The organism is Paenibacillus sp. FSL M7-1455, from assembly GCF_038004655.1.
GTDB classification, from domain to species: domain Bacteria; phylum Bacillota; class Bacilli; order Paenibacillales; family Paenibacillaceae; genus Paenibacillus_AQ; species Paenibacillus_AQ cookii.
On sequence record NZ_JBBORO010000001.1, the window covers coordinates 1,808,047 to 1,820,607 of the forward strand.

Sequence of the window (12,561 nt, forward strand, 5' to 3'; positions counted from 1 at the left end):
AATGGTTTCTTTTAAATTCATCCATGCCGCGGACCTTCATCTCGACAGCCAGTTTAAAGGCATCAGCGGGCTTTCGGACAACATCCGCGCATATTTGCGCGAATCCACCTTTGCTTCCCTGGAGCGGCTGACGGAGCTGGCCGTCCGGGAGCGGGCCGATTTTATGGTCATTAGCGGCGACGTATACGACGCGAAGGACGCGTCGCTTCAGGCCCAGCTCCGTTTCCGGGAGGCGCTGGACCGGCTCGGCGAGCACGGTATCGGCGTGTACGTCATCCACGGCAATCACGATCCGCTTGACGGCCCGCGCATGGGCACTTCCCCGAAGGAGCATGTGCACGTGTTTGGCCCCGAATTCGAACGGGTCGTCGCATACCGCAGGCAGGATCGCCGGCCGGCAGCGGTCATCGGCGGCATTTCTTATCCGACGGCCAAAGTTACCGAAAATACGTCCCGGTATTTTGAAAGGAGCAAGGATTCATCCTTGTTCCATATTGCGCTTCTCCACGCCAACGTGGACGGCGATCCCGCGCATGAAACGTATTCGCCCTGCACCCGGAGCGACCTGAATGCGGCAGGCTACCATTATTGGGCGCTGGGACACATCCATAAAAGGCAAATCCTGCAGGAAAACCCCCATATCATTTATCCGGGCAATATCCAGGGCCGCAGCATTCGGGAAACCGGGGCGAAGGGCTGTTATGCCGTTCAGGTGGATGAAGAAGGGAACGTCGGCCTGCGGTTCCATGAGCTGGATACGGTGCGTTGGTTCCGGGAGGAGCTCGCCATCGACGGCCTGGAAAGCGAAGAGTCGTTCCATCAGATGGTGGAGGCTCGATTGGAGGCTATTCGCCGCGAACGTCCCGGGGAAATGAGCATCGTCCGGTTGACCGTGATCGGCCGAGGCCGTCTTCATGATCGGCTGGAAGAAGGGATGGCGGAAGAGCTTCTGCATGCGTTCCGCCGACAAGCGGTTCAAGCGGCGGAAGGGCCTGGCGGATTCCGCGGGCTCGTATGGATCGAAAGCTTCGAGATCCGTTCCGGCCCATGGATCGACCGGGAAGCGCTGCTTCAGGAGGACAGCTTTCTCGGCGAATTGCTGCGATACGGAAAGCGGGCCGGCCAGGACGAGCGGATCCGTTCCGAGTTGTTCCGCGGTGCGCTGCAGCCTCTGGCGGCGAACGGCGAGCTGCGCAGGCTGCTGGCCGAAACCGGCGAAGAGGAGCGGATGGGGTGGCTGCGGCGGGCCGAAGAGATGGCGGTCATGCTGCTGGCGGACCTTGGCCCGGAAACGGAAGGGGATAAGGAATCGGATGCACATTGAGCGTTTGCAAATTCAAGGTTTTGGCCGGATCCGGGACCGCGACATCCGGCTAAACGCCCCGATCACGGTATTGGCGGGCCCGAACGAGGCCGGCAAAAGCACGATCCTGCATTTTGTGCGGGCCATGCTGTACGGCATACCGAGCCGGTCCTACCCCGGGGAGCGTTTCGAACCGCCGGGAGGCGGAGCGCATGGCGGCGTATTGACCGCCAGGGCCGAAGACGGCTCGGCATGGACCGTCTCCCGGTTTGCGTCCAGGGAAGGCGGATCGGCCTCCGGACGGGGAGAACGGCTGTCGATCGTCAAAACGACCGCCCAAGGAACGGCTGTACATATGACGCAAGACGATTTGGAAAAGGGGCTCCTGGGCGGATTGTCGAGGGACATGTTCAAGCAGCTGTTTGCCGTGACCTTGACGGAGCTGCAGGAAATCCGGACCCTGCAGTCCGAGGAAATGGGCAGCTACTTGTTCCATGCCGGTTTCGGCGGCGGCGCCGGGATCGTCCGGGCCGAGCGGAGGCTGTTTCAGGAGATGGAAAGGCTGTACAAGCCGCGGGGACGGGTTCAAGAAAGCGCAAAGGTGCTGCAATCCATCGAGCGGCTTGAGCGGGAGATCTCGGAAAGCCGCGCTTATCTCTCCAAATATATGGCGGCGGATTCGAAGCTGCTGGAAACCGGAAAGAGCATCGGAGAAACGGAACAAAAACGGGCCGGGATATCCGAACGGCTGGTATTGCTTCAAAAGGCGCAGGACATCCGGCCGCAGTGGCTGAAGTGGAAGGAGGCTGCGCTCGAGCTGGCCGGGCTTCCCGAAGCTGCAAGTTACCCCGAGGAAGGCGTCTTGAGGTGGCATCGGCTTCAAGAGGAGCTGGACCGGCTGAGGATCCGGCAGAAAGAACTGGAGCATGCGGAAGCCGCCATGAACGAACAGTTGGGCCGTCTTCAGCCCGCCGAAAGCTTGCTGGCCAAGGGGCCGCTGATTGATAGGCTGGCGGCAAGGCGGGAGCCGATCCAAGTGAGGATCAAGGAACTCCAGGAATTTTCCGGCGAGGAGGCGGCCTTAAGGGAGCAGCTGCAGCGATTGCTCCGGCAGATGGACCCGCGGTGGGGCATGGCCGAACTGCGGGCTTTTTCGGGCAGCGCCGCGGAGCGGGAGGCTGTCCGGCGGTATGCCGCCGGATTTGCCGGGTATGACCGCCGCATGGAGTCGCTTGCATTGGAGCGGGAGCAAAAGGGCAGGCAGCTGGAAGCGGCCGAATATGAGCTTCGGCGGGCGGAAGCCGCTTATGGCGAGAAAAAAGAAGACGGAACCGCCCGTTTCGCGATGTTCATCCCGAAATCCAAAGCCGAATTGCTCCCCGTTTGGAACGAAATCCAATCGGCGGCGGAACGTTGGCGCGAAACCCGTCTTGAACGGTTTTCCCTTCAGGAAATGGAAGAACGCGAGGCCGCCGTCGATAAACGCATAAGGGCTTTGTACCGGAAGCTGTTATGGGGGAGCGTCCTCTTGACGTTGCTTCTCCCTGGCGCGCTGTGGCTGCTGCAGTCCCCCCTGGGAGCCGGTGCGGCCTTGGCTTTGTTGGCTGCAGCCGATGCCGGGCTATGGCTGGGAAGCAGGCGGTCCTCCGCGAAAGCGGAGAGGACAAGCAGAAGGCATGCAAAAAGTTATGATCCGGGAAACGAGGAAAGCCGGTTGTCTTCGCTCATCTCCTCGCTAGTTGCCGACCCGCTGGCCGCTTCCGCCCGGGCGGAGGGCAAAAGGGAAGGAAGGCGGGACGCCTTCTTTGCCGAACAGGATCTGGAATCGGCCCTGCGCGAACTGCGCAAACTGGTGGACGCCTGGCTGTTGTGGCAGGACGAACTGGAAAGAAGCAAAGCCGAAGCGTTGTCGGCGCGCCAGCGGACCGAGGCTTTGCGGCATGAGCTGGCGTCGCTCCGCCGTAAAATGGACAAGGAGCAGGGGATCTTCGCCGAGCTTGAAAAGGAGTGGCAGCACTGGCTGGCGGAGCGGGAACTCCAGGCATCCTCCTCGCCCGAGACGGTGATGGACCTGTTCGGATTTGCCGAGCAGGGAATGGAGCTTGTGCGGCGTCTCGATTGGCTTGATAGAAAAATGCGGGGGCTTGAGCAGGAAATACGGGCTTATGAAGAGGAATGCCGGCTGGTTCTGCCCGATCGGGAAGAAAGCGGACCCTCTACGTTTTTCCGGCTTGAAGCGGCCGAGCGGGCGTGGGATGAAGAGAAAAAGCTGCTGCGCCAAAGGGAAATCGTGATCTCCAGATTGGAGCCTGTACAGGAGGAGCGTATCCGGGTGAACGGGGAAATCGAAGCGGTCACGCGGTCCATGGCATCCCTGCTTGCCGAAGCGAAAGCGGCGGACGGAGAGCAGTTTTTGCGGCTCGGGGCCGCATCGGAGCGGCGCAAAGAGCTGGAGCGCAACATCCGCCAGCTTACGGTCGGCATGTTCGGCGGCTGGCCCCGGGAACGGGAAGAAGCGCTTCGCTGCGTCCTGGACGAGCATGACGCCGCCTCCCTCGACGAAGCGGTGAAGGAAGCGGAACGGGAGCTCGGTCAGGCGGAGCTGCTGCTAAGCGAGCTGCGGCAGCTGCAGGGCAGGCTGCTGCAGGAACGGGACGATCTGGCGCGGTTATGCGCCCAGGATACGGCTCTGCAGCAGCTTGAGGAACAGAAGGCGGCGCTTAAGGACATCGCCGGGCAATACGCGGTTCGTGCCTTGTGCGCCGAAATGATCGCGAACACGCGCAGCATTTACGAACGGGAGAAGCAACCGCAATTGCTGAAGCTCGCTTCGTCTTATTTTGCCGAGCTGACGCGGGGGAGCTACGCCAGAGTCGTCATGAAGTTGGGCGACAAAAGGCTGCTGGCCGAACATCGCAGCGCCGGACTAATCGACAGCACGCTGCTAAGCCGGGGAACGGCCGAACAGCTGTACCTGGCGATGCGCTTCGCCCTCGCCGGGAGCATGAACGGCACAACGGCCGTGCCTTTGCTGCTCGACGATCTGTTCGTCAACTTCGACGAGGAGCGGATGTGCTCCGCCCTCGATCTGGCGGGCAAGCTGGCGGCGGAGCGGCAAATCATCATGCTGACCTGCCACCGTTATATTCTGGATCATGTAAGGCAAAGGCTGCCTCAGGCCGAAATCATCCGGATTTGAGCATCAGCTTGACCACCCAGACGATCGCCAGGCAGCCGAACAGCGGGTACAGCACGGATAAAAGCGAACTAAACCCGATTTGGCTGAGCAGGAAACAGATGAACAAAACGGATGCCGTAATGAGCCTCGGGGAAATGGAAATATGCTGCTGCAGCTGAAGCGTCACCCCGTACAAATCCGCCACGAACGTACTGAAGATTTCCAGGAAGATCAGGATGACGTAGATCAAATGGACGGCCGTTCCCAGATGGGAGGCGATGCTGCCCATAGGGATTTCGTATTGCCGGATGCCGGGCATATGCGCCGAGATGGCGATATGGGCCGAGAGCAGCATCAGCCCGACGCCGATTCCGCCCGCTATGCCTCCCCATTTGACGGCGGCCGCGCTTTCGGTTTTGCTTCCGAGCGGAACGAGGACGGCTTGGGCCAAAACGAGGTTAAAAGCGGTATAAATGATCGGCGATAGCCAAACCACGGACCAATGCGAATCGGCGGGCAGGCTGAGGAAACGGTCGGCGGTGGGGAGCTTGGCCGTATTGAGAATCAGGACGACCGACAAGGAGAGCATTAGCGGAACGACGATGCTGTTGAGCTGCATAATGGCATTCATGCCGTGCTTCAGCAAAAAAAACGTCCCTACGATCGTGATGAGCAGTCCGGTTTGATAATGCATGCCGAGATGCTCCATGAATACGGAGCCCGCCCCCGCGAGCATGACGCTGTTGACCCCGATCAAAATCAACAGCATGATGATGCTGATGACGGACCCCGCCTTCGGGCCGAAAAGATGTTTGTTCAGATCCTCGTAAGAGCGGGCGGAAATCCGGCGCGACAACAGCATCATTTTGGTGCCGAGCCATATGAACAGAATCGTCGCAAGCAAGATGGTCAGGGCGCCCCATTTGCCGAATCGGGTAAAAAACTGAATGATTTCCTGTCCGGTGGCAAATCCGGCCCCGACGACCGTTCCGATGTATGTAAATGCGATTTGGATGATGCGTATCCCGGTTTTCATTAGGTTCCTCCCTGCTTTAAAACGGCGCTATTGTGTACTTCGCTTAGTACAGGTTATGATGGGATTGTGTAGGACATGACTCAGGCGTGTCCCCATCGGTTAGACCTCGAAAAAATATCCAACTGCTGCCACAGCATGAGAAAAGAGAGGCATAACGTTTGACGGAAATTATGGTTTACCTGACACAATACGGTTATATCGCATTATTTGTTTTGCTGGCATTAGGAATCGTGGGCGTGCCGGTTCCGGACGAAACGCTGATCGCGGCCTTCGGCGGCATGATCGCGCAGGGGCATTTTCATTTTGCCGTCGCGCTTGCCGTCACGTTTACGGGAAGCATGACGGGGATGATGATCAGCTATGCGCTGGGAAGAAAAGTAGGGAAGCCGCTATTGGAACGGTACGGCAAATGGGTCAGGCTCACGCCGGGGCGCCTGAAGTCCGCCGAAGCCTGGTTTAAGCGGTACGGCGCTTTCAGCATCGTGATCGGGTATTTCATTCCCGGATTGCGCCACTTGTCTTCCTATATGGCCGGGATATCCAAACTGCCCGTGGGACGTTACGCCGCTTATGCGGCATTGGGCGCGCTGCTGTTTTGTACGACGTTTCTGCTGATCGGGCATGCGGTAGGGTATCATTGGAACGAAATCGCGATCATGATGCAGCGGTCGTCGCTCAAGGTCGGGGTGCTGGTGACCGTGCTGCTCGTTGCAATGCTTGCGGTCGCGGGGTTCGTTTGGCGGCGAAGACGTTAAACGCGGTGGTTCGCCGTTTCCGTTACAGGGTATGAATTTTTTTGAAAGGACGTCGATCGACGTTTTTCTTAATCGTTTTGGGGGTTATGAAATGGAAAAATTAAAGCAAAGGATTATTGAAGAAAGCACGGTCCTGTCGGAGCAGGTGCTGAATTTGGACGGCATTTTGAATCATCAGGTGGATCCCGAACTGACGATGGAAATGGGCCGGGAATTTGCAGCGCGGTTTGCGGATGCAGGCGTCACGCGCGTCATCACGGTGGAATCCTCGGGCATTTCCGTCGCGTTTGCGACGGCGCTGGAGCTTGGGGTACCGCTCGTGTTCGCGCGCCGCAAAAAAACGCTTTTGGCCGATCCCGACGCGTTATGCGAGCGTGTCCCGTCCTTTACGAAAGGGATCGTCACCGATATCATGCTGTCGCGCAAGTACATCCGGCCAGAGGATAAGGTGCTGTTTATCGACGACATTATCGCCAACGGCGATGCGGCCAGAGGGCTCGTCAAAATTATCGAACGTTCGGGCGCGGAGCTGGCCGGCCTCGGCGTCGTCGTCGAAAAATGCTTCCAGGCCGGCGCGCGCACGATCCGCGAGCAGGGAATCCGTTTGGAGTCGCTTGTAAGGATCGAGTCGCTCGATCACGGAACCATCACCTTTGCCGACTGATCGTCCAAATATAAACAATTTCTTTCAAGTGGCGTCCTTTTCGCTTATAATATACTTAAGAACTCGAGAGGGGAGGCAGCGAAATGGGGAAAGAACCGGTAACCGAACAGTTTTTCGTCGATAAACTGGCTGCAGCCAAAGATCATTTCGAACGCGCATTGGATTGCAAACATACGGAGTTTGATGATCTGTATCCCTACATGATGGAGCATCCTCAATTTTTCTGGTACAAACGTTACGTCGCCTGGTCGGAACTTCTGACCATCGTGCGTATGTGTGATGAGCTTGACTTTTCCTGGAAGGATTTGTTCGCCCCTCATCAAGTGGAGTATGTTGAAAAACGGGTGATGTCTTCTACAGTGCTTGATTTTTGGTTTGAGAAAAATGACAGCAAAGAGCATGCGCAACGCTAATTCTTGCACGAATGTGGAATTCAGCCGGCAAGCCGCTGCAAAAGATATGACCTAAATGAATCCATTTAGGTCTTTTTTTGTGATACGAACAAAGGAAAGGAGGCCGCTTGCGATGATTACCGACGAACAGCTCAACAACTACCGCCTTTCCGGAGAAATGGTCAGGGTGGTTCGCGACAGTCTTGAAGAAAACGATGTAAAAGGCATCGTGGTGGCGTGGGACGACAATCATGTGCTGATCCGGCGCCGCAACCGGAAGGTCGTCAAGCTTGACCGGAATTATTTGTTCCAGCCGGCGGACGAGCCCCGCAAAAACCCCGAAGCTTGAGCTTTCGGGATGATATAGCTGTAAGCAAAGCCGTTTTAACCTGGGGGAATCCTCCTGCCTACATGGCAGAGCAGGGTTTCTCCGGTGTTAAAGCGGCTTTTTTGCAGCTGGGGAATGCATGTTCCAGCGTGATGCTCCAAACCAGACTCCGTCAGGCTTCAGCCTGGGCTCCCGGCCCGCGGGCAAGACATGGGTATCCTTACGTCGTCGAAACAGGAGGGGAAAGAGGGTTGCCCGGAGAAAAGCCGGTGCCGACATTCGGAACGAGTCCCAGATAAGCCTTCATGCGGGCCATCATTTCGCTGCGGAAAGCCGGCCATAAAATGTTCATTTCGCCCGTGTAACCCCTGCATACATATTCCGCGCCGATGCCGCGTTCGTCTTGAAGGATGCGGTATACGCGGATTCGGCGGCTTTTGAATTCGCGTTTGACGCCGGACAGCAGCGTTAAGGCTTGGCGGTCGCCTCCGGCCACCACCTCCATGTACAGCTCGGGCGTTTTGAACACGCCGCTTTCTTCCATGATGCGAAGGTCCCGCTCAAACACTTTGTGAATGTATTGCAGCAGAAGATAACTTTTGATCAGCGCCAGTTCGTCGCGGGTTATGCCTGGTGCAGTCATGTAAGGATCACCGCCTTTCATGGGAACTCATGTTCTTATTTTATCCCGCCTGCCGCATTTTAATCAATGCTTTTTCGCTGGCAGTTGCTTCCGATTTTCATAAACATAAAATGGATCCCTAAAAAATATCGAAAAAGCGTTGACTATATTTTAAAATCATGGTATGATCTATCTTGTCGCCGCGAAAGAGTTATAAAACAACGAAAGCGCCAAGCGATGAATACATATGCGGTCGTGGCGGAATTGGCAGACGCGCACGGTTCAGGTCCGTGTGGGCTAACCCCCCGTGGAGGTTCGAGTCCTCTCGACCGCATCGCTTATAAACAGACCCGTAAATTATGAACATAATTTACGGGTCTGTTTTTTTATGCAATCCGCTAAGAAATTGGCGAGTCGCGGTTTCTTAAACGAGGTGGCAGGCGACGATGCGCCCCGGTTTCGCTTCCCGGAGCTCGGGTTTGCTTTCCGCACAGACCGCCGCCGCGTAAGGGCATCGCGTCCGGAAGGGGCAGCCGCTTGGCGGTTTGAGCGGACTGGGAAGCTCGCCGCTGAGCACGATCCGCTCCTTGCCCGCCTCCACGTCGGGATCCGGGACGGGGATGGCGGACATGAGCGCGCGCGTGTACGGGTGCAGCGGTTCCGCATACAGCGTTTCGCTGTCGGCCAGCTCCATGATTTGCCCCAAATACATGACGGCAACGCGATCGCTGATATGTTTGACCATGGACAGATCATGCGCGATGAACAGGTACGTCAGTCCAAGCCGTTTCTGCAAATCTTTCAGCAGGTTGACGACCTGGGCCTGGATCGATACGTCCAGCGCCGAGATCGGCTCGTCGCAAATGATGAACTTCGGATCGACCGCGAGCGCGCGGGCGATCCCGATACGTTGGCGCTGTCCGCCCGAGAACTCGTGAGGGTAGCGGGTGGCATGATCGGGGTTTAAGCCAACCATGTGGAGCAGTTCCTCGACCCGATGCCTGCGCGCCGAACGGCTGTCGGCGAGACGGTGAATATCCAGCGCCTCCCCGATAATGTCCATGATCGTCATGCGCGGATTCAACGATGCGTAGGGATCCTGGAAGATCATCTGCATCTCCCGGCGGAGCGCCTTCAGCTGGCGCGGCTTGAGCCGATAAATGTTCGTTCCTCCGTACCAGGTTTCCCCTTCCGTCGGCTCGTACAAGCGGAGGATCGTCCGTCCCGCCGTCGACTTTCCGCATCCCGATTCGCCTACCATTCCAAGCGTCTCTCCTTGGCGGACGCTGAAGCTCACGTCATCGACGGCCTTCAGGGTCCGGCCCCGTCCCAAGTGAAAATGCTTGCTCAGCCGGTGGACCCGGAGCAATGGCTCTGTGCTCATCTGGCCACCTCCCGTGCCAGCGGATGCAGCAGCCAGCAGCTTGCGCTGTGCGTTTCCCCGATGGCGGTCGTTTCCGGCAGCCGCTCCCGGCAGATGCGCATCGCATCCCCGCAGCGGGCCCAGAACGGACAGCCGGACGGCGGATTGGAAAGATCGGGCGGCGTGCCGTAGATCGGCACGAGGGGCTCATCCTTGCTCCGGTCGATGCGCGGCAGGGATCGCAATAATCCCCGGGTATACGGGTGCTGCGGCTGCTTGAATATTTCCCGCTTGGTGCCGGTCTCGACGATTTGGCCCGCATACATGACGATCACGCGGTCGCACAGATCCGCCACGATGCCCAAATCATGCGTAATCAGGATGATCGATGTCCCGAATTCGCGCTGCAGAGATTTTAGCACTCGCAGAATCTGCGCCTGGATCGTCACGTCCAGGGCCGTAGTCGGCTCGTCCGCGATGAGCAGCGCCGGGCGGCAGGCCAGTGCCATGGCAATCATCGCCCGCTGCCTCATCCCGCCGGAGAATTCGTGCGGATATTGCGAGAAGCGCGAGGCGGGATGGGGAATCCCGACCATCTCCAACATATCGATCGCCCGCCGCTTGGCTTCGCTAGCCGTCAAACGTTGATGTTTGTGCAGCACTTCGGTAATCTGGCGGCCGATCGTCATCGTCGGATTCAGCGATGTCATCGGATCCTGGAAGATCATCCCGATATCCTTGCCCCGAATGGATTGCATCTCCCGCTCTTTCAAACGCAGCAGATCTTTTCCCTGGAACCGGATCGTTCCTTCGCGGATTCGGGCGGGATGCTGCGGCAAAAGCCGCATGATCGCTTGGGCGGTCACGCTTTTGCCGCAGCCGGATTCGCCGACGATGGCGACCGCTTCGCCGGGTTGGACATGGAATCCGATGCCGCGCACGGCCTGCACTTCGCCGCCGCGGACGGGAAAGGAGACGCGGAGATCTTGGACTTCGAGCAACGGTTGCATGGGAGAACCCTCCTTGTCCTTATTTTTTCATTTTCGGATCGAGCGCGTCGCGAAGCCCGTCTCCGAACAGATTGAAGCACAACATCATCAAGCTGATGAACAGCGCAGGGAAAGCAAGGCGCCAAGGATAAATGATCATGGTCTTCAGCGCGTCATTGATCATCGTCCCCCAGGACGCGGCCGGGGATTGCACGCCAAGCCCAAGGAAACTCAGCACCGCTTCGCTGAAGATGGCCGTCGGCACGGCCAAGGTCAAGGTGACGATGATCGGGCCCATCGCATTCGGCAGGAGGTGACGGAACAGAATGCGCATGTGAGGCGAACCCAGGGAACGGGAGGCGAGGGCATATTCCTGGTTTTTGAGCTGCATCATCTGCCCGCGCACGATCCAGGACATATTGATCCATCCGGTCACGCACAGCGCCAAAATAATCGTGCCCAGACTCGGCTCGAAGACCACCACGAGCAGGATCGCCACCAGCAAATCGGGAACGGAGTAGATGATTTCGGAGATTTTGTTCATCGCGTCGTCGAGGCGTCCGCCGACGTAACCCATGATGCCGCCGTAGACCACGCCGATCACGAGATTGATGGCCGCCGCTGAGAAACCGACGGTGAGCGAAATGCGGGCGCCCATCCACGTTCGGGCGAACATGTCGCGGCCGAGATCGTCGGTTCCGAACCAATGTTCGGCGGAAGGGGGCAGATTCGTCTGCTCCAAGTTGTTGGAGTAATAATCGTAGGGCGTCAGCACCGGGCCGATGATCGCCATCAAGATGATCAGCAGCAGGAAGGCAAGGGCCGCCATGGCAACCCGGTTGCCGAGCAGGCGCAGCCAGGCTTCGCGCCATGCGGACAGGCTTGGTTGTCCGATCGCTTCCGCCGCATGTTCGTCGACGTCGGCCTTCCGGAAATCCTCCAAAGTCAAGGCGCGTTCTTCGGCAGTCGAGGAATGGGGCATGGTCATACCGCTTTCTCCTTTCCCGATACGAGCGTGATGCGGGGATCGATGAGTCCGTACGCGATGTCGGTGATGAAACGGGCGCACATGAGAATGAGTCCATAGAATAGGGTAATGCCCATAATAAGCGAGTAATCGCGGTTGCTGATGCTCGTGACGAATATTTTGCCGAGCCCTCCGATCCCGAAAATTTGCTCGATGATGAAGGATCCTGTCACGACGTTGGCCGTGAGCGGCCCAAGGTAGGTGACGACGGGCAGAATGCCGTTGCGCAGCACATGCCTCCGGATGATGGCGCTGCTGGACAAGCCTTTGGCCTTGGCGGTTTTAATGTAATCGGCCGTCAACACTTCAAGCATGCTCGAACGGGTCAGGCGCGCGATAAAGGCGATCGGCAAGGCGGAGAGCGCCAGGGTAGGCATAATGTAATCGAGCGGCCCGTTCAGGCCGACGACATGCAGCCATTTCAGCTGTACGCCGAAAATATATTGAAAAAACGAAGCCAGCACGAAGCTGGGAACCGATACGCCCAAGACGGCGATAACCATCGAGGCGGAATCAAGCAGCTTGCGGTGCCGCAGCGCCGCCACCATGCCCAGGCCGATGCCGACGATCACCGACACGATAATCGAGACGACGCCGAGCTTCAGGGAATAGGGGAAGGCATCGCGTATGGTTTGACCGACTTCCCGGTCCTGCATTTTCATCGAAATGCCCAAGTCGCCTTTTGCCAGGTTGGACAAATAGACGAAATATTGCTCGTAAAGCGGCTTATCGAGTCCGTATTGGGCCATGAGCCGGGCGCGGATTTCCGGCGGAACCGCCTTTTCCGACATGAACGGATCGCCGGGGATGGACTTCATGAGCAAAAACGTGACGGAAGCGAGTACCCACAGCGAAAGCACAAGATAAAACAGCTTGGTCAAGGAGTACCGAATCATGGCTGCAC

12 protein-coding genes and 1 tRNA gene are annotated in these 12,561 nt (G+C 57.9%); 7 read left to right on the forward strand and 6 right to left on the reverse strand.

Annotated features, from left to right (window positions below; all coding sequences use genetic code 11):
- Position 1 precedes the first annotated feature (1 nt).
- Both NYE48_RS08385 and NYE48_RS08390 read left to right on the forward strand, forming a co-directional pair.
- Entirely contained in the window at positions 2-1,324 is a 1,323-nt protein-coding gene (locus NYE48_RS08385) for a metallophosphoesterase family protein (protein ID WP_340998011.1), read from the forward strand.
- Positions 1,314-4,502, forward strand: coding sequence for an AAA family ATPase (locus NYE48_RS08390; protein ID WP_340998012.1), 3,189 nt, complete (start codon positions 1,314-1,316; stop codon positions 4,500-4,502). The genes NYE48_RS08385 and NYE48_RS08390 overlap by 11 nt, the downstream gene beginning before the upstream one ends.
- Here NYE48_RS08390 and NYE48_RS08395 read toward each other — a convergent pair.
- On the reverse strand, positions 4,489-5,517 hold the full coding sequence (locus NYE48_RS08395; RefSeq protein ID WP_212951706.1) for a YkvI family membrane protein: 1,029 nt from the start codon (positions 5,515-5,517) through the stop codon (positions 4,489-4,491). The two genes, NYE48_RS08390 and NYE48_RS08395, sit on opposite strands and share 14 nt — an antisense overlap.
- Positions 5,518-5,675: 158 nt before the next feature.
- Here NYE48_RS08395 and NYE48_RS08400 point away from each other — a divergent pair, with 158 nt between their 5' ends.
- From NYE48_RS08400 to NYE48_RS08415, 4 genes are all read left to right on the forward strand, one after another.
- Entirely contained in the window at positions 5,676-6,272 is a 597-nt protein-coding gene (locus NYE48_RS08400; protein WP_340998015.1) for a DedA family protein, read from the forward strand.
- A 91-nt stretch (positions 6,273-6,363) separates the two neighbouring features.
- Positions 6,364-6,936: a xanthine phosphoribosyltransferase gene (locus NYE48_RS08405; RefSeq protein WP_340998016.1), complete on the forward strand. Its 573-nt coding sequence runs from the start codon at positions 6,364-6,366 to the stop codon at positions 6,934-6,936.
- A gap of 83 nt (positions 6,937-7,019) precedes the next feature.
- Positions 7,020-7,349, forward strand: coding sequence for a hypothetical protein (locus NYE48_RS08410; RefSeq protein WP_036706737.1), 330 nt, complete (start codon positions 7,020-7,022; stop codon positions 7,347-7,349).
- Positions 7,350-7,461: 112 nt separating this feature from the next.
- Positions 7,462-7,677, forward strand: a complete 216-nt coding sequence (locus NYE48_RS08415) for a hypothetical protein (protein WP_036706742.1) — start codon at positions 7,462-7,464, stop codon at positions 7,675-7,677.
- A 199-nt stretch (positions 7,678-7,876) separates the two neighbouring features.
- Here NYE48_RS08415 and NYE48_RS08420 read toward each other — a convergent pair whose 3' ends face one another.
- Entirely contained in the window at positions 7,877-8,299 is a 423-nt protein-coding gene (locus NYE48_RS08420; RefSeq protein WP_212951708.1) for a hypothetical protein, read from the reverse strand.
- A 228-nt stretch (positions 8,300-8,527) separates the two neighbouring features.
- On the opposite strand from NYE48_RS08420, the gene NYE48_RS08425 reads away from it, so the two are divergent.
- A tRNA-Leu gene (locus NYE48_RS08425) sits at positions 8,528-8,612 on the forward strand.
- A gap of 90 nt (positions 8,613-8,702) precedes the next feature.
- Here the strand turns inward: NYE48_RS08425 and NYE48_RS08430 are convergent.
- From NYE48_RS08430 to NYE48_RS08445, 4 genes are read right to left on the reverse strand one after another with little or no spacing between them, the layout of a single operon-like run.
- Complete coding sequence (locus NYE48_RS08430; protein ID WP_340998018.1) at positions 8,703-9,662, reverse strand: ABC transporter ATP-binding protein; 960 nt, start codon at positions 9,660-9,662, stop codon at positions 8,703-8,705.
- Positions 9,659-10,651, reverse strand: coding sequence for an ABC transporter ATP-binding protein (locus tag NYE48_RS08435; protein ID WP_340998021.1), 993 nt, complete (start codon positions 10,649-10,651; stop codon positions 9,659-9,661). Before NYE48_RS08435 ends, NYE48_RS08430 begins: the two co-directional genes overlap by 4 nt.
- 19 nt (positions 10,652-10,670) lie before the next feature.
- Positions 10,671-11,618 (reverse strand): ABC transporter permease, encoded by a 948-nt coding sequence (locus NYE48_RS08440; protein WP_340998022.1) that lies wholly within the window; start codon positions 11,616-11,618, stop codon positions 10,671-10,673.
- A complete protein-coding gene (locus tag NYE48_RS08445; protein ID WP_339321536.1) occupies positions 11,615-12,553 on the reverse strand; it encodes an ABC transporter permease in 939 nt (312 codons plus the stop codon). The genes NYE48_RS08440 and NYE48_RS08445 overlap by 4 nt, the downstream gene beginning before the upstream one ends.
- Positions 12,554-12,561 lie beyond the last annotated feature (8 nt).

Excerpts from the sequence above, each read along its gene's own strand:
- NYE48_RS08385 (WP_340998011.1), top strand. The coding sequence starts at position 2 with ATGGTTTCTTTTAAATTCATCCATGCCGCGGACCTTCATCTCGACAGC.
- NYE48_RS08390 (WP_340998012.1), top strand. The coding sequence starts at position 1,314 with ATGCACATTGAGCGTTTGCAAATTCAAGGTTTTGGCCGGATCCGGGAC.
- NYE48_RS08395 (WP_212951706.1), bottom strand. The coding sequence starts at position 5,517 with ATGAAAACCGGGATACGCATCATCCAAATCGCATTTACATACATCGGA.
- NYE48_RS08405 (WP_340998016.1), top strand. The coding sequence starts at position 6,364 with ATGGAAAAATTAAAGCAAAGGATTATTGAAGAAAGCACGGTCCTGTCG.
- NYE48_RS08410 (WP_036706737.1), top strand. The coding sequence starts at position 7,020 with ATGGGGAAAGAACCGGTAACCGAACAGTTTTTCGTCGATAAACTGGCT.
- NYE48_RS08415 (WP_036706742.1), top strand. The coding sequence starts at position 7,462 with ATGATTACCGACGAACAGCTCAACAACTACCGCCTTTCCGGAGAAATG.
- NYE48_RS08420 (WP_212951708.1), bottom strand. The coding sequence starts at position 8,299 with ATGACTGCACCAGGCATAACCCGCGACGAACTGGCGCTGATCAAAAGT.
- NYE48_RS08430 (WP_340998018.1), bottom strand. The coding sequence starts at position 9,662 with ATGAGCACAGAGCCATTGCTCCGGGTCCACCGGCTGAGCAAGCATTTT.
- NYE48_RS08435 (WP_340998021.1), bottom strand. The coding sequence starts at position 10,651 with ATGCAACCGTTGCTCGAAGTCCAAGATCTCCGCGTCTCCTTTCCCGTC.
- NYE48_RS08440 (WP_340998022.1), bottom strand. The coding sequence starts at position 11,618 with ATGACCATGCCCCATTCCTCGACTGCCGAAGAACGCGCCTTGACTTTG.
- NYE48_RS08445 (WP_339321536.1), bottom strand. The coding sequence starts at position 12,553 with ATGATTCGGTACTCCTTGACCAAGCTGTTTTATCTTGTGCTTTCGCTG.